Raw genomic sequence first — 20,834 nt, forward strand, 5'->3', positions numbered from 1 at the left:
TATACTATTACGTAGCTTTTCGAAACAAAACTTTTTGTCCCTTCGATTTCTTCCCGTATCCAAATGTCGCAGTGTACACTCCACAAACGATAAAAACAGCTCCAATTATTTGAATAGCTGTTACACTTTTCTGCAATATAATATAGCCTACCACCATCGTAACGAATGGTTCTAAATTTAAAAACATGGCTGCTGTTGATGCTTGTGCTTTTCTCAATTGATTATTCCAAGCCAATGTACAAATTCCATGCATAAGTATTGCTGTCACAATAAGAAGCGACCAACTCTCTATAGAGTATTTCAACGTTATGTGAGAAAAGGTAAAAGCAAGAAACGGTAGCATAATTAAAAAACCAAAAATTGAAGAAAAGAATGTAATCAAAAACATATCATCTCTGTTCCCCAATTTCCGAATTAAAACGATAGATAAAGAAAAAGATAGCATCGTTATAAAAATCCATATTAACCCTTCTGAAAAGACAAACCTCTGCCCAACACCAATTACAAAAAACACTCCAAAAGTAGCAATTCCCCCTCCTATTACTAACTTAGCTGTTAACGGTTCGTTTAAAATAAATACCGCTAAAATAGAAGTCATGACAGGAGTAAGTGCTAATATTAGCGCAGCTGTTGTTGGATCTGCTGTTTGTAACCCTTCATAAAAAGACCATTGATTAATCGCGACACCTATGACTCCAATTAATAATACACCTTTCATTTCATTCTTTTCTATATATAAGCCTTTCTTACACATAATAGCGTACGCTAGAAAAAACAAATTAATAAATAGTAAGCGAAGTGTCGTTAACAACACCGGATGAAATGTATTCACTAAAATCGCACCAAATATAAAATTACTCCCCCAAACTACTACACATATAAACAGTAATATATATGTACGTGTCATCTATTCCCCTCCTTTTCTCGTAAAAAAGAAGGATTCCTATTCTTTCATTAGGAACCCTTGAAAAAATATATATAAAGTGAAACTTTAATCAGTGGGGGTTTTGTTCATCCCCACTGATTATTAGTTGAACCAATCGGACTTTTACGGACAGTTGATCCCCCACCTAACTTCTTTGCTTCCGCTGAATTTTGAGGTGGGGGTCTTACTGCCCGTTAAAGCGGGATAAATTAGGGAGATACGTAAATTAAATCAATACGCCTTGAACATGTTGCAAGGAACCTGCTACTATTTTTCCACCTTTCATCACAGCAGGTCGCTGTGCACGTCTAGCTATCGCTTCTGCTGAACAAGTAGCTTGTAAGAAAACAAAATCAGCTTTATCTCCTACTTTAGGCCAAACTTGATTTCCGTCTTGATCCAATGGCGTTTTTCCACCTGTAATATAAGTTAAAGAAGAAGCTAAAGACTTTTCATCAATCCAGCGATACTTTTCCGCTAAACGCCCTACTCTTTCAAAAATATCAGCATTTCCAAATGGTCCCCATGAATCAAACATACTATCGCAACCTAAAGAAACGGAAACACCCTTTTCTGTAAGTAATGGTACTGGCGGCATATTTCTGTTAATTGGTACCGTCGTAATAATAGACATTCCTCTTTCAGCTAATAAGTCTGCCATATCTGCTCCTTCTTCTTTAGATACATCTCCTAGGCTAAACGCATGACTGACCGCAACACGTCCGTCCCAACTAGCCTCCTCTGTATACTGAGCTAACTTTTTAATTGTATAAATACCTAAATGCCCTGCATCATGTAAATGCAAATCAACATCGGCATTTGCTTCTACAGCAATTTCCATCATATCAAAAAGTGATTTTTCAATATTATTATCTACAGTAGCTGGATCTACACCACCTACTAAAGTTGCGCCCATTTTCATCGCTTCTCTCATAAGAGAATGCGCTTCTGTACGAAGTAAACCATGCTGCGGGAATGCTACGATTTCATATGTAAACGCATCTTTCATATTCTCTAAAGTTTGACGTACAGATTCTAAGTTTTTAAGACCGATATACGGATCAATATTTACATGCGTTCGTATATGAGTCGAACCAGCATTTAAAATGTTGCTTAGTAATAACTCTGCTCTCTCTCCAGTTGTTTGAGCTAAAATTGGTAACTCCTGCTGTTCTAACTCTAATCTCTCAATAATATTTTTTACTGGTGTACATGCTTCCCATGGACCACCAAGTCTTGTCTTATCAAGGTGAAAATGATTTTCCACAAACGACGGAAGAACAAGCAATTCTTTCGCATCTTTCATTTCATATTCCGTTTGAAGCGGTACATCCGCAAGTACAATCTTTGCAATCTTTCCATCTTGTATAAGTAAATGATACAAAGCTGTTTCTGTACCTGTAACTACTTCATTATTAAACTTGTAACCTGTTTCTAATCGTACATTCGTTAACCAATACACATTTTGCATTTCAATCATCCTCTCAAACAAGATTATTTATAGCCGTTTTTTCCAAACTACCAGCAACAACATTCCCTTTATATAAAACCGCACAGCGCTCTGTTTGTCTTGCTACTACCTCAGCTGAACATGATGCTTCTGTAAAGACGATATTTGCTTCATCCCCAATTTTTGGCCATTGACGATTTCCTTGATCATCTAATATAGATTTCCCACCCGTAATAAACTGAAGTGCTTTCCCTAAAGAGCGCTCATCAATCCATCTAAATCTCTCCGCTAGACAATTTGCCTTTTGCAACATATCTCCTGTCCCAAACGGAGACCAATGATCAGTTATACTATCATTTCCTAGCGAAACTTTTACACCTTTACGATTTAATAACGGAACTGGAATTACATGTCTACTAATTGGAACTGTTGACGTTATATCAATACCTAATGCCGCAAGTCGTTCAGCCATTTCCTCCGCTTCTTCTACAGATACATCTCCAAGTCCAAGAGCATGACTAATCGTAACTCTTCCTTGCCACCCTGCTTCTTCTGTTAGTGCAGCTAATCTCTTCATTGTAAATGTTCCAAGTTGATCCGCATCATGTAAATGAATATCAATGTCTGAATCAAACTCTACTGCAATATCCATAATTGTATTCAATGATTTTTCAATATTACCATCTACTGTGGCTGGGTCTACTCCACCTACTAAATGAGCTCCCATACGCATAGCATCTTTTACAAGCCCTACGGAATTACTTCTTAACAAACCGTGTTGCGGGAATGCTACAATTTTTGCTGATAACTTATCTTTATATGTTTCCAGTGCCGCAATCGTTGCTTCTAAATTCCCAAGACCAATTACAGGATCAATATTGCAATGTGTTCGAATATTTGTCGCTCCATTTTCAAGAAGTAATTGCAACATTTTCTCCGCTCTACTCTTTGCAGTTTCTAATTGCTTCGGAAGAATAGTTTGCTCCTCATGAATACGAGTGAATATACTTTTTACTGGTGTACATGCTTTCCATGGTCCACCATAATACGTTTTATCAATATGAATATGCATTTCTTCAAATGCTGGTAATGCCAGTAAACCATTTGCATTTACTACTTCACCATCTTGCTCTGATACAATTCCAGGTAATATGTTCGTAATCTTTCCATCTTCAATAAATAAACTACAAATTTCTGTTTCTGTACTTGTAATTCGCGCTTCCTCATATACGTACCCACATTCAAGTTTTACATTCGTTAACCAATATTGTGATTTCACACTCACTTTGTCAATCTCCCTTCGCAATATGATTTTTCTACTTACAAACGAAACAAAAACAGATAAAAATTTCTATCAGTGTAAAATCATTTTTACACTGATAGAATTTTCTATTTTACTGTAGTTCTACACCTTCCAGTCGCAAATACCCAGATGGATCAATCCAAAATCCTTTTATATTTTTCGTAGTTGCCGCAATATGATTAATCCCTCGAATTGGTACTAGTAAAGCATCCTTTAATTCAATCTCTTGTAACTGTTTGTATAATTCTTTTCTCTTCGTCTCATCTTTTTCTTTTCTAGCTTCTTCTATTAATTTATCTACTTCCGGATTACTATAGAAAAATTGGTTACCAGTTGCTCCGTGTGAACTAGAATGGAATAAATTATATTGATTATAGTCACCATCACCTGTTGCGTTTCCCCATCCTCCAACAAACATCGCATGTTCTGATTTATTCGTTGCAGCTAAAAACGCACCATATTCCATAACTTTAATTTCTACATCAACGCCAATCCCTTTTAATTGAGATTGAATTACTTCCACTAACGCCATTCTAACTTTGCTGTCATTCGTCCAAATTGTTGTTTTAAATCCATTTGGATAACCAGCATCTGCTAATAATTTTTTCGCAGTATTAATGTCATACTTATATCCTTTTACGTCTTTCGTATAACCGAACACTTTAGGAGTCATTACGGAGTTTATTTCAGTCCCAACATTGTTATATACCCCTTTTAAAATCCCTTTCGTTTCAATTGCATGTGCAATCGCTTGACGAACGAGCGGGTTGTCAAATGGCTTTTTCTGTACATTAAATCCAATATATTCTACACCTAAACCTTCATTTTCAATTAACTCCATAGATGGTGAATTTTTCACACGTTCTACTTCAGTTACAGGTAAATTCTCTGCAATGTGAGCTTCACTAGTTTCAATCATTCCAATACGTGTTGCATCTTCTGGTACTACTTTGAATACCACTTCATCAATCTTTGATTTTTCACCCCAATAATTTTTATTCTTTTCAAGGCGAATTTCTTCACCTGGTTTCCATGATTTAAAAGTATATGGACCTGTCCCAACCGGATGCTGCGCTAAGCCTTTCCCTTTTTCATCAATTGCCTTCGGACTTAAAATACTTCCTTCATTACTTGCGAAAATAGATAAAAGAGGTGAGTATGGGTATTTCAATACGAACTGTACTGTATATTCATCAATTACTTTTATTTCTTGAATCATGGAATAAACAGTTGCTCGATTTGAACCTACTTTCGGGTCTAATACACGTTCAAAGTTTTTCTTTACTGCCTCAGCATTAAATGGTGCACCATCTTGGAATGTCACTCCTTGTTGCAACTTAAATTCCCAATTTAAATCATCAATTTGTTTCCATTCCTTTGCTAACATCGGCTTAAAATCCATGTTTTTATCTCGCTGTACAAGATTTTCATATACTTTATGGTACACAACACTTGCGGAAGGGATGTTTGTAATAAAATGCGGATCTAAATTATCAGCATCTGACAGTCTAGCAATTGTTAAAACACCGCCTTCTTTTGTTCCATTGCTTCCTGATCCTTCATTTCCTGTCTTCGTATTAGATGAACACCCCGCTAGAAAAACTGAAAGACATAAAATTGTGATAAAACAAATCACAAGTCCCCTTTTGAATCTCATCGCCCTTCCCCCTCCACTTTCTTTTATCTCTACATCCTAAAGTGAAACCTTACATCTAGCTTTCTATCCCCTACTTTCTAATAGCAGATCATTCCACCACCCTTTCTTTTCAATTTCGTCTATGTATTTGTAATTATAAATAACTTTGCGAAAAAAGTTTTTAAACATCTTTACTTCTATTTGCACTTTCTTTACTTATTGAATTTTCTGAATTATTTTGAAACATCTTTACTTCTATTTGCACTTTCTTTACTTATTGTTTTAAACTCGTTGACTTGTTTTAATTTTCTGATAATTTAATCATAAAGAAAGAAAGGGAGGTATAAAAAATGGAAGTTCGTCTTTCTAAAGAAGAAAATACTTCTTTGCAAACAATTCAAACGAAGAACACATCGAAATGGATCATTAGCTATCGAAAACTGAAAAAAAATAAGATGGCATTTATCGGGGGTATTATCGTTCTTTTCTATATTTTAATAGCTATATTTGCCCCATTGTTAGCACCCTACAATCCATTTGATATTCAGTTAGTTAACAAATTACAACCACCATCTATGGAACATTGGATGGGAACAGATGATAAAGGCAGAGATATTTTAAGCCGCCTTTTACACGGGACACGCCTTTCGTTACTTGTTGGATTTTCTTCTGTATTTATAGGGGCATTGTTTGGCATTATTCTTGGTATCATTTCTGGTTATTACGGTGGATGGTTTGACACAATCATTATGCGAATCATTGATATTATGCTAGCTTTCCCTGGTATTTTACTTGCTCTTGCCATTGTAGGCGCACTAGGACCAAGTCTTGTGAACGTAATTATCGCTATTGGCTTTTTCTCAATCCCTATGTTCGCTCGTATCGTTAGAGCTTCTACATTAACAGTAAAAAAATTAGAGTATATCGATGCTATAAGAGCACTAGGGGCAAATGATTTTACTATTATTATGAAACACATATTCCCTAATATCTTATCACCTATTATCGTCCAAGCTACTTTACGCTTAGCTACAGCAATTTTATCTGCAGCTGGATTATCATTTTTAGGACTTGGAGCGCAACCACCTTCACCTGAATGGGGTGCCATGTTAAGTAATGGGCGCGACTTTTTATTTACCGCACCACATATTGCAATGTTTCCTGGAATCGCAATGTCTACACTCGTAATCGGTTTAAACATGTTTGGTGACGGATTACGTGATGCACTAGATCCGAGACTTAAAAAATAGAAAGGGGCATTATACATGCTAATGTTTATTTTTCGTAGAATACTACAATTAATTCCCGTTCTTTTCGGCGTTGTATTCGTCGTTTTCTTAATTATGCAAATGGTACCCGGTGACCCAGCTCTCCTTATCGCTGGTGAAGGAGCATCAAAAGAAACTGTCGAGCAAATACGCCATCAATTAGGATTAGACAAACCCTTTATCATGCAATATTTCTCTTATATCGGAAATATATTACAAGGAGATTTCGGGGTTTCAATTCGTTCTAACCGCCCAGTGTTAGACGAAGTATTAATCCGCCTTCCAATCACTATTGAACTCGCACTGTGTAGTATCGTCATTACAGTTGTAATTGGGATGATTGCTGGTATCATCTCTGCTACAAAGCAATATTCTTGGACAGATGTTTCTATTATGATTATCGCTTTGTTAGGTGTCTCATTACCAAGCTTTTGGTTTGGACTTATGCTCATTTTCTACTTCTCTGTCCAAATTCAAATATTCCCGGTTTCTGGTTGGGGAACTTGGATGCACATGGTTTTACCAGCACTTACACTTGGTGCATCTGGCGCAGCAATTGTAGCACGTATGACTCGCTCAAGTATGCTTGATGTTATACGCCAAGATTATATACGAACAGCAAGAGCAAAAGGGGTAAAAGAAAGAGTTGTTATATATAAACATGCTTTGAGAAACGCATTAATTCCCGTTATTACTGTTGTTGGATTACAATTTGGTGCCCTTTTAGGCGGTACAGTTTTAGTAGAATCAGTTTTTGCTATAAATGGACTTGGAAGATTGATCGTAGACGCCATCCGAATGAGAGACTTACCAATGTTACAAGGAGGCGTATTAATCGCCTCGGTCATCTTCGTTCTAGTCAATCTTATTGTTGATATTTTATACCGTCATTTCAATAAACGTATTGAGCTTAATTAAGGGGGTGCACAAACATGAATAAAAAGGAAGAGGTATTACAAGTTAAAGATTTAAAAACACATTTCTTTACAGACGAAGGTGTAAGCAAAGCGGTTGATGGTTTAAATTTCTCTGTTTCTAAAGGAGAAACACTCGGCATCGTAGGTGAATCTGGTTGTGGGAAGAGTATCACTTCTCTATCCATTATGAGATTAATTGACCGAGAAAGCGGCAGTAAAATTGAGGGGAGCATTTTATTTAAAGGAAAAGATTTATTACAACAAAACGAAGCTGAAATGCGTGCAATTCGCGGAAATCAAATCTCAATGATTTTCCAAGAACCAATGACATCTTTGAATCCAGTATATTCTGTTGGGGAACAGATCGCAGAAGCAATTCGTATCCATCAAAAATTAAATAAAAAGGAAGCTTGGAATAAAGCCGTAGATATGTTGAAACTAGTTGGAATTCCTTCTCCTGAAAAGCGTGCAAAACAAGAGCCTCATGAACTAAGCGGAGGAATGCGACAACGCATTATGATTGCAATGGCACTTGCTTGCAATCCAGATTTACTCATTGCAGACGAACCAACAACTGCTCTTGATGTAACAATTCAAGCCCAAATATTATCACTTATGAAATCACTTCAAAAACAACTCGGTATGGGAATTATCATGATTACACATGACTTAGGAGTCGTGTCAGAAACATGCGATAGAGTCGCCGTTATGTACGCTGGAAAAATCGTCGAATATGCAGATATCGAGCATATATTTACTAGTCCAAAACATCCTTATACAATCGGACTTCTTCAATCTCTTCCAAGACTCGATACAGACCAAGAAGAGTTACAAACTATTCCTGGATCCGTACCGAGTCCATACCATATGCCGAGCGGATGTCGCTTTGCTGATAGATGCACACATGCAAAAGAACTATGTCACAATACTCTTCCAGAACTTCAACTCACACAAGATGGAAGTAAAGTTCGATGCTGGATGTTTACAGACCTTTGGGATAAATCATCTTCAGAAAAATTGGAGGTATTATAATATGTCTACTGCTACGCAAATAAATAAAAAAGAGTTATTACAAGTACAAAACTTAAAACAATACTTCCCTATAAAAAAAGGAATTCTAGGACGCTCTATTAACTATATTAAAGCGGTTGACGATATTAGCTTTACAATTTACGAAAAGGAAACTGTTAGTATTGTTGGTGAATCTGGTTGCGGAAAATCCACCACTGGGCGTGCAATATTACGCCTTGATGAAGCAACAAGTGGAAAAATTATTTTTCAAGACAAGGATTTACTAGAATTAAATAACTCAGCAATGCGAAAGGTTCGAAAAGATTTACAAGTTATTTTTCAAGATCCCTTTGCTTCTTTAAACCCTAGGCAAACTGTAGGGAGCATTTTAGAAGAAGCTATAGCCATTCAAAACGTATGCCCAAAAGGTGAAAGAATGGCGAAAGTTATTGAGCTGCTCGGGAAAGTTGGTCTTCCACCTGATGCAGTGAAGCGCTATCCACATGAATTTAGCGGTGGTCAACGGCAAAGAATCGGAATCGCACGCGCCTTAGCTGTTAATCCAAAACTCATTATTTGTGACGAGGCTGTCTCCGCCTTAGATGTTTCAGTGCAAGCACAAGTTTTAAATTTATTAAAGCAGTTGCAACAACAATACGGGTTAACATATTTATTCATCTCTCACGACTTAGCTGTCGTTCGTCACATATCAGATCGCATCATTGTAATGTACCTTGGTACCATTGTGGAGATTGCCGATAAACATTCTCTTTTTAACAATCCGCAACACCCTTACACAAAAGCGCTTCTCTCAGCAATTCCTACCATTAGTGCAGGAACGAAAAAAGAACGCATTGAACTTAAAGGAGACCTCCCCTCTCCTCTAAACCCGCCAAAAGGCTGTCGTTTTCATACTCGTTGTCCGTATGCCATTGAAAAATGCGCTACGCAGCAACCAAGTTTTCAATCTATAAGCGAAGGTCATAAAGTAGCCTGTCATATCATTTGATCCGAGTCTGAATAATAGAAACATTTACAACGCTTTAGTATAATAATAAAAAACAAGATTGAGGTATGTATGTTAACTTATGAAGCATTTGCTGTATTAATAACTATACTTGTCTTAGCTCCAATTTTTGGAGCTATTATTTTATTATGTTTATTTATTTTTGAAAAACGAATCGATTTACTAGAAAGTGAAAAGAAAAAAATAGCACTGGAACGAGAGTTGCAACAGTCTTTATATCATCAACTTACGCAACAAATTCAGCCTCATTTTTTATTCAATACATTAAATACAATTTTGAGCTTAGCTCGTCTACAGAGAACAGATGAAGTTGTCAAATCACTCGAGATCTTTTCTCTATTTTTGAAAGGAAAATATAAAACAACAGATTTGTTAATTCCAATCTCTGAAGAACTGGCTTATACGAATTATTATATTGAGATTCAAAAAATGCGGTTTCGCTCGAGACTTTCAATAAATATTACTTCTTCTGAAGATTTACAGAATGCTTATATTCCACCTTTCGTTATTCAAACGTTAGTTGAGAATTCTTTTAAACACGGTCTTGAAAAAAAAGCTGGTCAAGCTATTTTAAATATTCATCTACACAATACAAATAACCGAATTACACTTCTAGTATCCGACAACGGTACTCAAAACAAACCATTTACTTCCCATACGGAAGAAAGCGGATACGGACTTGAAAATATAAAACAACGATTTCAGTTATTCTTTCAAGAACAAACTACATTCTCTTTCCTCTCTACAAAAGAGAATGGCACGAAAGTAGAAATCACATGGCCTTTCATCACAGAAAAAAACACAGAGGAGGTAATACAAAAATGAACGTGCTATTAGTAGATGACGAACCACTGGAACTGGAACAATTAGAATTTCTTATCCACCGTCAGTTCCCTAATTGGACATTACATCTAGCTTTAGATGCGGCTGAAGCTTTACGTATAAATGAAAAATTCTCAATTCATTTGGCACTTTTAGATATTCACCTTCCGGGCATATCCGGCCTACAACTAGGTGAGAAATTAAAAAATAATAACTCTAACCTCGATATCATTATTGTAACCGCATATCAAAATTTCGATTATGCAAAACAATCTATTCGTCTAGGCGTTATTGACTACATAACAAAGCCAATTATAGAGAAAGAACTCATCGATATATTACAAAAGTACAAAGGAGATGCTAATACCCCTTCCTACTCACGTATTATTCAAGATACATTAGACATCATCCATGAAACTTTTCATGACAAACTACACTTAGCAGACATCGCAACTAAAGTACATACAAATCCGACTTATTTAAGCCGAAAATTCCATGAAGAAGTAGGGGTTTCATTTTCCGGATATATCATGCAATATCGGATTGAAATGTCACAGAAATATTTAATGGAACACCCACATTGGTGTATCTCTCAAATCTCTGAAAGATCTGGTTTTAATAGTCAGCATTATTTCAGCACTGTTTTTCGTAAGATGACCGGAATGACTCCGAAAGAATATAGAGGCGAGGGATAAATTGTGAAGAAAAACAACTCAGCTTTCACACCTTTACAATTAGGCATTGGAACTGGTACTGTTCTTTTATTATCTAAATGGGTCGCAAGTATATCGACGCTCGCTTTACCTGAATCGATTATTAATTATGGGCTAATCGCTGGTATTCTTTATGCGATGATTGGCCCTTTTACTCTTATTTTATTGGGGATTTTAATAAAAAAAATACGTTCTACATTCCCAGAAGGAGAATCCATTCACGATTACTTATCTTATAAACTTTCTCGCAAAGGATATATAATTGTATGCTCTTTCCTTGTTCTATTAAGTATAGAAAGTATGTTCATTCAAACGAAAGTTGCTAGTATTTTACTTAATGTTTTTTTCCATATTCCATATACATTGGGTTCTTTCCTTTTCATTACCCTTTGTACAATATTCGTAATATTAAGTAACGCTAAGCTATTTACTAAAATGGCTATTATGCAAACTGTATTAATGTTTTCTACTATGATCATTATTCCAATTTATTTTTTTGTGCAAGATGGCATTACCCATGTATACGATGGAATCCGCTTATATCACCCGTACTTGCTATTTTATGAAAATAGAAATGGAATATATTTTCTTACTGCCGGTATTCTCATTGAAACAGGAAGAGTATTAATAAGCCCTGCATCTTGGGATAAAGCTTTCCGTATTCATCCTAAAAAAATTATTCCAACTTTTTTACTATCAGGATTTATATGGATTACTATCCCTTTGGCATTCGCTTCTCTAATTATGATAGTTATCTTTAGTGGGAGCTTAGATCATTTATACGATCTTCTAGTCCAGCTTCCAAAAAAAATAGAATTTACCATTTTATTTTATCTGCTCGTTATCGGTTCGTTAAGCGCAATAACTTCTAGTTTTATTTCTTGGATACATGGATTTACTAAACTCATTCGAGATTTTATACCGATGATACCTACAAAAATAAATTTCAAATTATATACAACTCATTTTATTTCTATCACTATCGGATTTTTAGCTTTTTTCATTACAATTACTACAAACTATACGATTTTAGAAATTATTTTTTTCTTTGGTATTCTTTATACATCTCTTATCATCACAATATTATTCGTTATTTTCAGCAAGCAAAAAATCAGCATCATTATACCGCTCATCTCGATTATTGGTGCTCTTACCGGTTATGTAGTTTACTTCTTAATCGGTCCTTTAACGAGCATTTGGGTTAGTATAGCGGTTACTCTTTCACTAAGTATTTGTTTTCTGTTTTCACATTGGATACATCAACAATTCAACTATAAAATGAAACAATAATATGAGGCCTTTTTGGTAGCTTAAATTTTGCTACCTAAGGCCTTTTTATTTTTATCGCAAACTATTATACTGCGCTATAAATTAGATTTATTGTTTATATGACCTCACATCTAAATTTTAAAATACGGTTCACTTTATAAAAAAATGTCATACAACCTCATAGTCTCCTCATAGATTTCCATATAGAATAGAAGTATATAGTTTGCTATAAAAAGGAGTTGATCGTAATATGTCAAAAAAATTATATAAATCCGAAACTGATAAAATGCTATTTGGTATATGCGGTGGTTTAGGAGAATATTTTGATATTAGCTCTACTCTCATTCGCATACTTTGGGTCATTGCAGTTTTATGTTTTGGGACGGGGTTTTTAGTTTATTTTATTTGTTTATTACTTATGCCACGCTCTTACTAATAACATTCTTTCGTATATTTGAGCATAGTGTATACAAAATCCCCTATAGATTTTTCTATAGGGGATTTTTTCATGAAGAATATTTCATCGTTAAATGTAATACCGCCACTTCATCTTCTTCATTCTTATAACTATGTTTCTTATTCGCTTCAAATTGAATAGAGTCAAACTCATTTAATTCGTAAACATCGCTTTCTACTTGAATCGATACTTTTCCTTTCATTACCGTTACAAGCTCAATAGCACCTTCATGATGAGCTTCTGGTTCATATATACTATTCGACCTTAAACAAGCACGGTGCATTTCCATACCCGTTTCTTTCGTATAACGGAACATTGTTTCTAAATGCCATGCTTGTCCTACGTCTACTGCAAATCCTTCTCCGCAGCGCGCAACCGCTACAGGTTCTCCAACAACCATCAATCTCGATAAAGGAATCGATAACCCTTTCGTTATTTTCCAAATGACAGCTAACGTCGGATTCGTTTCGCCTCTTTCAATCTTTCCTAATGTTAATTTACTAACCCCTGTTTTTTGAGCTAATTCTTCTAAACTTAATTTTTGTTCATTTCGAATTTGCCTTAATAACTGACCTACTTGCTGAATGACTTCTTTCGTTTGCATATCTTCATGTTCTTTCATCTATAAAACCACCTTAAAATATAAAATAGTTTACTTTTATCTAGATAAAGTATATTATACTATACATAATCATTAAATTCCGAAAGGAGTGCTATACTTCATGCGCGCAATTTTATTAGGCCTTTTATCATCAGCCTTTTTTTCCGCAACTTTTATTATAAATCGAGCGATGAATGTATCTGGAACGAGCTGGGCTTGGACAGCTTCCTTCCGTTTTTTATTTGCTCTCCCTATTTTATTCCTTATCGTTTTATTTCGCAAAAACTTAAGGGAGTTATGGGAAGAATTAAAGAAACATCCATTGGCTTGGATCGGGTGGGGTTCTGTTGCTGGTATTGGTTTCTATTCTTTATTAAGTTTTGCAGCTGTCTTTTCTCCAGCTTGGCTCGTTGCTGGAACTTGGCAAGTTACTATATTAGCAGGTTTACTACTCTCGCCATTATTTTTCGTTAAAATAGAAACGAAATCAGGTACGAAACTTGTACGCGGAAAAATTCCACTTCGTAGTTTATACGTTGCATTATTTATTTTACTTGGTGTAATTTGTATGCAAGCAACTGCAGCAGGTCACATTACAATGACTCAGTTTATTTCAGGTTTTTTACCTGTCGTGTTAGCTGCTTTCTTATATCCGTTCGGTAACCGAAAAATGATGGAACTTGTTGGTGGGCGCCTTGATACATTCCAACGTGTATTAGGAATGGCAATAGGCAGTCTTCCTATAACAATTTTACTTGGTATATACGGATTTTCTACTACTGGTATTCCAACATCAAGCCAAATGCTACAAGGATTTTTGTTAGCATTATGTTCTGGCGTTATAGCGACAATGACATTTTTCTTTGCTACTGACTTAGCCAAAGATAATCTCGCTCTACTTGGAGCTGTTGAAGCAACGCAAGCTGGAACGATGGTCTTTACCGTGCTTGGCGAAATTGTTTTCTTAAATGGTTCATTTCCTGGCGGGCTTTCCCTACTTGGAATGATTATTATTATGTTAGGAATGGTTGCAAATAGCATTTTAAACCGTTCTGTTCCAGTCGTTAAACAGAAAAAAACAGCATAAAAAAAGAGTATGGTTCTGTAACAAAGAACTATACTCTTTTTTATTGTCCCCCTATTGTGCCTTATCAGAATAGTATTTCATTAACGGTTTATACTAAAACCTATGTTATAATACGGTTCATGCGCAACAATAGGAGGTAAATTATGTTAAAAAAAGCAATCGCTGAATTTATTGGTACGTTTGTACTAGTATTATTCGGAACTGGAGTAGCTGTCATTGGCGGCGGAATTGAAGGAATTGGAACATTAGGAATCGCTATGGCTTTCGGTCTATCTATTGTGGCTATGGCATATAGCATCGGAACAATTTCTGGATGTCACATTAACCCAGCAGTATCAGTAGCTATGTTCATCAATAAAAGAATGAACGCTATGGAACTTTGTTATTATGTATTAGCTCAAATTTTAGGTGGTTTATTAGGAACTGCAACGTTAGTAACAATTTTAAAATCTGCTAAAACACCTTTAGATAATTTAGGACAAAACGGTTTTGGAACTCTTGGTTTATCTGGAGCATTTCTAGTTGAATTTATTTTAACTTTCGTATTCATTTTAGTGATCGTTGCTGTAACAGGTAAAAAAGGAAGTTCTTCTCTAGCAGGATTAGTAATTGGTTTCACATTAGTTTTAGTTCACTTATTAGGTATTCCGTTAACTGGAACTTCTGTTAACCCAGCTCGTAGTATCGCCCCAGCTTTATTCGCTGGCGGAGAAGCCCTTTCTCAACTATGGGTATTCATCATCGCACCAATTCTTGGTGGTATCGTAGCAGCTATCGTAGGTAAATTCATTTTAAATACTGAAAAATAGAATTTTCAATATTTCTGAATAAAAAAAGGCGAGCCCTCATTATGAGGATGCTCGCTTTTTTACTCTTTCATTTTAGACTTTAAATTTGTAACTAGTTGATCTACCGTTACATTTGCAAGTACATTTTCCATCGCTTCTTGTGCTTGCATTAAAATAATTTCTAATACTGATTGAATATTAGCTCCTACTGGACATTCAATGTTGGGATTTTCATGGAAGGAAAATAGCTGTCCTTCTTCTACAACTTCCACTGCTTTATATACATCAAGTAATGTAATTTCTTCTAAATCACGAGCAAGTGTCGTACCACCTTTACCAGCTTGTACATCAACAAGTCCTGCTCTCTTCAACATTCCTGTAATGCGACGAATCACAACTGGATTTGTATTCACACTACCGGCAATCCATTCAGAGGTACAGCGAGAGTTTCGATCTATCGCAAGTAATGTCAGCATATGAACACCTACTGTAAAACGACTACTAATTCCCATCTGCACACCCTCCTTTTTATTCATTCTATTAAAAGACAACTCTTATTATTATATACTATTTTTAATTTATACATAAAGAAAAAGCATGATTTCATTAGGAAATCATGCTTTTCTCTCATTATTGACGCTTTATAAATTTCGCTAAGTCTTTAAATTTCACTTTGTCTGAGTAATTCATTACACCATTTACGTAAATGCGGCTTGTTAGCATATTGACGATAACAATAGTCACCAATAAAATGACTAACGTCACAATAATTTCTACAGTGCCCGCTTCACCAGATACAAGTCTTGAAAAAGTAACCATAGGTGTAAAGAATGGAATATATGAACTAACTATAGCTAATGTACTATTTGGATCAAATAATGATTTAAGACTAATAAAAAATGCCGCCATACCTAACATTGTAATTGGGAACGAAAGAGATTGCACATCCTCAATTTTTGATACAACAGCACCAACCGCTGCATATAGCATTGCGTATAGTAAGTAACCCGTAACAAAATACACAAAGAACATACTAATTACTACAGCATCCAATTTAGAAAAATCTAGTGTAAGTCCTATTAAGGATGCATTATCTAAATCCACCCACCCTAATAAATTTGGTACAAGAAAACCGAAAGAAGCAATAACAAGTAATAGTAAAGCACTAGAAACAATTGCTAAAATTTTGGCATGTAGCATTGTTAATGGTTTTACTTTCGGAAGCATTAACTCCATAACACGAGATGATTTTTCAGATGCCACAGTTGTTCCAATTGCAGCACCAAAGATAACAATAAACATATATAAAGCAAACGAGAAAACATAACCAATTCCAAAGGAAGATGCATGATCCTTTACTGCCTCTTGCTTTAACGGAATTTCCATCTGTAACTGTTTGGCTACTTCTGCAGATACATTATTTTTTTCGATCATTACCGCTGTATATTGTTCTTTTAAATAACTCGCCATAAGTGTAGCAGTTGATTGACTTGGAAAACCACTATACATATACGTCACTTCTGGAATACCATTCTTTTCTGTAATACGGAATAAACCGTCTAGATCCCCATCTTCTACTTGCTTACGTAACTCATTAAACTTATCCTTATTTTCTACCGTTACTTTAGCAGACGGGAGTAACTTTGTTACATCACTTTCTTGCACTTTATACGTATCACTTTCTGTTACTACAGCAAATTTATCTTTTCCTTTATCGTTATCAGCTGTGAAATGATTAAAGGCAAAAAGGCCAAACACAACTAAAAACAAAATCGCACTCGTAATTAATGATTTTTTAGATAAAAATGCTTCTCTAAAATAAAATGAAAATACGTGAGAAAATTTACGCATCGTTATTTCGCCCTCTCTACAAAGATTTCGTTTAACGTCGGCTCTAACATCTTAAATTGTCGTAAGGTAACACCTTGTTCTTGTAATTGTTGTAAAATGTTTAGAGCTTCTGCATCATCTTGTACTCGCACATAAAGAAGGCCTTGTTGTTTTTCATACGATACATGTATAGATTCTAATCCCTTCTCATTCACTTCTGTATCTTCAATCGTTAAATTACGAAAACCATATTGTTTTTTAATATCACTTAACTGGCCTTTTACGACTGCTTCGCCTTTTTTCAAAATACATACATGTTGGCAAAAAGCCTCTACTTGTTCCATACGATGACTAGATAAAATAATTGTCTTTCCGCTCTGTACTTGTTCTTCAATAATGCTAGCTAACATTCCAGCATTCACTGGATCCAGTCCGCTAAATGGCTCATCTAAAATGAGAAGTTCTGGATTATGAAGAAGAGCAGCAATTAATTGAATTTTTTGCTGGTTCCCTTTTGAAAGCTCTCCTGCTGTTTTAAATTTATATTCTGGTATTGCTAATCGATCTAACCAATGATCAATAGCAAGATCTACTTCTTTTTTCGTCATTCCTTCTAATCTACCAAAATATCGCAACTGGTCTATTACTCTACTTTTAGTATATAAACCTCTTTCTTCTGGTAAGTATCCTATCGTTACCCCACTAGTCCCAAATGGTTTTCCATCCCATGTAATAGAGCCTTCATTAGGCGTTAATAATCCGAGAAGCATTTTGATTGTCGTTGTTTTTCCTGCACCATTTCGTCCAAGTAATCCTAACACTTCACCTTTTGGTAACGAAATTTGCAAGCCGTTAACTGCTTTTGATTCCCCAAATTGTTTCGTTAAGTTTTGAATTTGTAAACTCAAAGTATAAAGCCTCCCCTTTAGTATCATTCATACTCTCTTTCAAAGACTATGTTTATTCAGGATAAAATATAGCACTACACTCCATCCTCTTATTATGTAGCATCTCTCTAATCCATCATTTGTTTCATTTAGTTAAAATTGTAAATAAAATTACATAGTTTGTCAATTATTATTGTCATTTCGACAATTAAACTTGTCAAAATAATTCCCATCATTTTTTCTCATCTTTCTAATATAGGACATACTACTATATATACAAAAGACAATATGCAAATGTTCATACAAAAAATATTATTTTTCGATATATAATATTAACTGGTTTTCTAACATCAAGGAGGGTACATATGAAGATGAAAAGGGGCATTACCACTTTATTATCTGTAGCGGTTCTATCTACATCACTTGTAGCATGTTCAGGAACACAAGAGAAAACAGTGGCGAAAGAAGAGAAAGTAAAATTAACAGATCAGCAATTAATGGCTGATTTATGGTATCAAACAGCCGGTGAAATGAAAGCACTGTACTACCAAGGATACAATATCGGTCAATTGAAGCTTGATGCAGTTCTTGCAAAAGGGACAGAGAAAAAACCTGCTATCGTACTTGATTTAGATGAAACTGTTTTAGACAACAGTCCTCATCAAGCAATGAGCGTAAAAACAGGAAAAGGCTATCCATATAAATGGGATGACTGGATTAATAAGGCTGAAGCCGAAGCCCTTCCAGGTGCAATTGATTTCTTAAAATATACAGAGTCTAAAGGTGTAGATATTTACTACATCTCAAATCGTAAAACGAACCAACTAGATGCAACAATTAAAAATCTTGAGCGTGTAGGCGCTCCTCAAGCAACGAAAGAACATATATTACTACAAGACCCGAAAGAAAAAGGAAAAGAAAAACGACGTGAACTCGTTTCTCAAACACATGATATCGTCTTATTCTTCGGTGATAACTTATCTGACTTCACTGGTTTTGATGGAAAGTCTGTAAAGGACCGAAACCAAGCAGTAGCAGATTCAAAAGCACAATTTGGTGAGAAATTTATTATTTTCCCTAATCCGATGTATGGTGATTGGGAAGGCGCTTTATATGATTATGATTTCAAAAAATCAGATGCAGAAAAAGATAAAATCCGCCATGACAACTTAAAATCATTTGATGCAAAATAAAAGAGGATGGCATGTGCCCTCCTCTTTTATTGCATATTTCTCGTTAAAGGTAAAATAAACACTTCTACACGTCTATTTTTCGCTTTTCCTTCTTGCGTATCATTTGGAGCAATTGACCGATATTCTCCGTAACCAACTGCACTAAATTTTCCTGGTTGTAATTCTTTATTTTGCAGTAATACTTGCATAAAATTAACTGCCCGCTGCGTACTTAATTCCCAGTTCGATGCAAATTGCGCATTTGCAATAGGAACATTATCTGTATGTCCAGATACTGTGATTTCACGAGGTGATGCTGAAACCAGTAAATTAGACATTTCTTTCGCAATACTTAACGATTCTAATTTTACGTCCGCTTTCCCAGAATCAAATAGTACATTTTCTAATATCGTTACCTTCAATCCCTTTTCTGTTAAATCAGTTTTAAAAGAAGAAGATAATCGATTTTCCTCAATATACTTATCAATACCTTTTTGTACCGCTTTTAATTCGTTCATTTCTTGTTGCTTTACTTCAGCTTCAGCATTCTTTTTGATCTTCTCAGACTCTAAACTACTTGCTGATAATTCCTTTTCATCATTTGGCTTCTGATCACTTAAAAATTCTTTGTTACCTGTTCCACCAGCTAATTCACTTCGAAAAGCAACAGCCATCTGTTTAAACTTAGCAGCATCTATACTGCTCATTGCGAATAAAACGATGAACAATGCAAACAACAACGTTAACATATCAGAATAAGGGATTAGCCAAGTTTCATCGATATGTTCTTCGTGTTTTTTCTTTTTACTTCTTCTATTTTTTTTACTCCGCATTTTTTTCTGCCCCTTTTTCAAGCTTTTTGCGCTCAGTTGCAGAAAGTGCACCTAAAATGCGGTTCTTCATAATAAACGGATATGTACCTTCTTGTAACATTAATAAACAATCAATAATTAAACGTTTTTTCTCTAATTCAGCTGCAGATTTTTGCTTTAATTTATTTGCAAATGGATGCCATAGTATATAACCTGAGAAAATACCAAAAATCGTTGCAATAAATGCACCCGAAATAGCGTGACCTAACTTTTCAATATCAGTTAAATTACCAAGTGCAGCTACAAGACCAATAACAGCACCTAAAACCCCTAATGTTGGTGCATATGTACCAGCTTGAGAAAAAATTGCTGCCCCCTTTGCATGCCTTTCTTCAATTGCTTCTAATTCAGCTTCTAAAATCTGTTCTAAATCTTCTGCAGATACGCCATCAATCACAAACTTCATACCACGCAAAAGAAATTCATCTTGAATTTTGTCTAATTGCTGCTCTAAAGACAAAATACCGTATTTTCTACTTTCAGATGTCCAATGAACAAACAATTCTAGCAACTGTTCATAACTTAAATCTTTTTTATTAGAACCAAAAAGAACTTTAAATAATTTTGGAATCTTTTTTAATTGATCCATCGGAAATGCGATACATACTGCAGCAAATGTACCAACAAAAATAATTAATGCTGCGGCAGGATTAACTAAGGCCATTACGTCAGCGCCCTTGACGACCATCCCTACAACTACCGCCACTACTCCTAAGATGATTCCAATAAGTGTTGCAAAATCCATTCCCATTCACTCCTAGTCTATACAAGAAGTTCTTTATTCTCGATAATCGCTACA

Annotated in this window: 21 protein-coding genes; 11 read left to right on the forward strand and 10 right to left on the reverse strand. The window is 35.2% G+C overall.

All coding sequences use genetic code 11. The annotated features are described in order from the left end of the window. Window positions 1-7: 7 nt before the first annotated feature. The 4 genes from PDQ40_RS13330 to PDQ40_RS13345 form a co-directional block, all read right to left on the reverse strand. Window positions 8-907: a DMT family transporter gene (locus PDQ40_RS13330; RefSeq protein WP_000198920.1), complete on the reverse strand. Its 900-nt coding sequence runs from the start codon at window positions 905-907 to the stop codon at window positions 8-10. Window positions 908-1,151: 244 nt separating this feature from the next. After that, window positions 1,152-2,396, reverse strand: a complete 1,245-nt coding sequence (locus PDQ40_RS13335) for an amidohydrolase family protein (protein ID WP_001181871.1) — start codon at window positions 2,394-2,396, stop codon at window positions 1,152-1,154. A 13-nt stretch (window positions 2,397-2,409) separates the two neighbouring features. Further along, the gene (locus PDQ40_RS13340; RefSeq protein ID WP_000114203.1) at window positions 2,410-3,660 is read right to left on the reverse strand and encodes an amidohydrolase family protein; all 1,251 of its coding nucleotides are present in this window, start codon (window positions 3,658-3,660) and stop codon (window positions 2,410-2,412) included. Between the two features lie 109 nt (window positions 3,661-3,769). Continuing rightward, complete coding sequence (locus tag PDQ40_RS13345; protein WP_001211304.1) at window positions 3,770-5,335, reverse strand: glutathione ABC transporter substrate-binding protein; 1,566 nt, start codon at window positions 5,333-5,335, stop codon at window positions 3,770-3,772. Window positions 5,336-5,664: 329 nt separating this feature from the next. Here PDQ40_RS13345 and nikC point away from each other — a divergent pair, with 329 nt between their 5' ends. The 8 genes from nikC (at window position 5,665) to PDQ40_RS13385 (ending at window position 12,777) form a co-directional block, all read left to right on the forward strand. Beyond that, window positions 5,665-6,564: a nickel transporter permease gene (gene nikC, locus PDQ40_RS13350; RefSeq protein WP_000453816.1), complete on the forward strand. Its 900-nt coding sequence runs from the start codon at window positions 5,665-5,667 to the stop codon at window positions 6,562-6,564. 15 nt (window positions 6,565-6,579) lie between these two features. Continuing rightward, the gene (gene nikB / locus PDQ40_RS13355) at window positions 6,580-7,500 is read left to right on the forward strand and encodes a nickel ABC transporter permease (RefSeq protein WP_000928487.1); all 921 of its coding nucleotides are present in this window, start codon (window positions 6,580-6,582) and stop codon (window positions 7,498-7,500) included. Window positions 7,501-7,514: 14 nt separating this feature from the next. Next, window positions 7,515-8,531 carry an ABC transporter ATP-binding protein gene (locus PDQ40_RS13360; RefSeq protein ID WP_001034321.1) on the forward strand — a complete coding sequence of 339 codons (1,017 nt, stop codon included), beginning with the start codon at window positions 7,515-7,517 and terminating at the stop codon, window positions 8,529-8,531. A gap of 1 nt (window position 8,532) precedes the next feature. Continuing rightward, window positions 8,533-9,519, forward strand: a complete 987-nt coding sequence (locus PDQ40_RS13365; RefSeq protein WP_000102013.1) for an ABC transporter ATP-binding protein — start codon at window positions 8,533-8,535, stop codon at window positions 9,517-9,519. A gap of 69 nt (window positions 9,520-9,588) precedes the next feature. After that, the gene (locus PDQ40_RS13370; protein ID WP_270691451.1) at window positions 9,589-10,362 is read left to right on the forward strand and encodes a sensor histidine kinase; all 774 of its coding nucleotides are present in this window, start codon (window positions 9,589-9,591) and stop codon (window positions 10,360-10,362) included. After that, window positions 10,359-11,054, forward strand: coding sequence for a response regulator transcription factor (locus PDQ40_RS13375; RefSeq protein ID WP_001101757.1), 696 nt, complete (start codon window positions 10,359-10,361; stop codon window positions 11,052-11,054). Before PDQ40_RS13370 ends, PDQ40_RS13375 begins: the two co-directional genes overlap by 4 nt. Window positions 11,055-11,057: 3 nt before the next feature. Then, window positions 11,058-12,362, forward strand: a complete 1,305-nt coding sequence (locus tag PDQ40_RS13380) for a hypothetical protein (protein WP_000740013.1) — start codon at window positions 11,058-11,060, stop codon at window positions 12,360-12,362. Window positions 12,363-12,591: 229 nt separating this feature from the next. Then, window positions 12,592-12,777, forward strand: coding sequence for a PspC domain-containing protein (locus tag PDQ40_RS13385; protein WP_000038791.1), 186 nt, complete (start codon window positions 12,592-12,594; stop codon window positions 12,775-12,777). A 70-nt stretch (window positions 12,778-12,847) separates the two neighbouring features. Here the strand turns inward: PDQ40_RS13385 and PDQ40_RS13390 are convergent, their stop codons facing one another. Next, window positions 12,848-13,420: a helix-turn-helix domain-containing protein gene (locus tag PDQ40_RS13390; protein WP_000658051.1), complete on the reverse strand. Its 573-nt coding sequence runs from the start codon at window positions 13,418-13,420 to the stop codon at window positions 12,848-12,850. 100 nt (window positions 13,421-13,520) lie between these two features. Here PDQ40_RS13390 and PDQ40_RS13395 point away from each other — a divergent pair, with 100 nt between their 5' ends. Together PDQ40_RS13395 and PDQ40_RS13400 are read left to right on the forward strand one after the other, a co-directional pair. Beyond that, window positions 13,521-14,486: a DMT family transporter gene (locus tag PDQ40_RS13395; RefSeq protein ID WP_001201653.1), complete on the forward strand. Its 966-nt coding sequence runs from the start codon at window positions 13,521-13,523 to the stop codon at window positions 14,484-14,486. A 143-nt stretch (window positions 14,487-14,629) separates the two neighbouring features. Then, entirely contained in the window at window positions 14,630-15,295 is a 666-nt protein-coding gene (locus tag PDQ40_RS13400; protein WP_000913198.1) for an MIP/aquaporin family protein, read from the forward strand. A gap of 59 nt (window positions 15,296-15,354) precedes the next feature. On the opposite strand, the gene PDQ40_RS13405 is transcribed toward PDQ40_RS13400, so the two are convergent. The 3 genes from PDQ40_RS13405 to PDQ40_RS13415 form a co-directional block, all read right to left on the reverse strand. Continuing rightward, window positions 15,355-15,786 carry an Rrf2 family transcriptional regulator gene (locus tag PDQ40_RS13405; protein WP_000512998.1) on the reverse strand — a complete coding sequence of 144 codons (432 nt, stop codon included), beginning with the start codon at window positions 15,784-15,786 and terminating at the stop codon, window positions 15,355-15,357. A gap of 118 nt (window positions 15,787-15,904) precedes the next feature. Then, window positions 15,905-17,125, reverse strand: a complete 1,221-nt coding sequence (locus PDQ40_RS13410) for an ABC transporter permease (protein ID WP_001225004.1) — start codon at window positions 17,123-17,125, stop codon at window positions 15,905-15,907. A gap of 2 nt (window positions 17,126-17,127) precedes the next feature. Next, entirely contained in the window at window positions 17,128-18,012 is an 885-nt protein-coding gene (locus PDQ40_RS13415) for an ABC transporter ATP-binding protein (protein ID WP_000058124.1), read from the reverse strand. A 344-nt stretch (window positions 18,013-18,356) separates the two neighbouring features. On the opposite strand from PDQ40_RS13415, the gene PDQ40_RS13420 reads away from it, so the two are divergent. After that, window positions 18,357-19,184, forward strand: coding sequence for a 5'-nucleotidase, lipoprotein e(P4) family (locus PDQ40_RS13420; RefSeq protein WP_270691452.1), 828 nt, complete (start codon window positions 18,357-18,359; stop codon window positions 19,182-19,184). A gap of 26 nt (window positions 19,185-19,210) precedes the next feature. On the opposite strand, the gene motB is transcribed toward PDQ40_RS13420, so the two are convergent. Together motB and motA are read right to left on the reverse strand one after the other, a co-directional pair. Continuing rightward, window positions 19,211-19,996: a flagellar motor protein MotB gene (motB, locus tag PDQ40_RS13425; protein WP_001256753.1), complete on the reverse strand. Its 786-nt coding sequence runs from the start codon at window positions 19,994-19,996 to the stop codon at window positions 19,211-19,213. Beyond that, on the reverse strand, window positions 19,986-20,780 hold the full coding sequence (gene motA, locus PDQ40_RS13430) for a flagellar motor stator protein MotA (protein WP_000344867.1): 795 nt from the start codon (window positions 20,778-20,780) through the stop codon (window positions 19,986-19,988). Before motA ends, motB begins: the two co-directional genes overlap by 11 nt. Window positions 20,781-20,834 lie beyond the last annotated feature (54 nt).

It is taken from the genome of Bacillus cereus group sp. Bc061 (assembly GCF_027715825.1).
Classification (GTDB): Bacteria; Bacillota; Bacilli; order Bacillales; family Bacillaceae_G; genus Bacillus_A; species Bacillus_A paranthracis.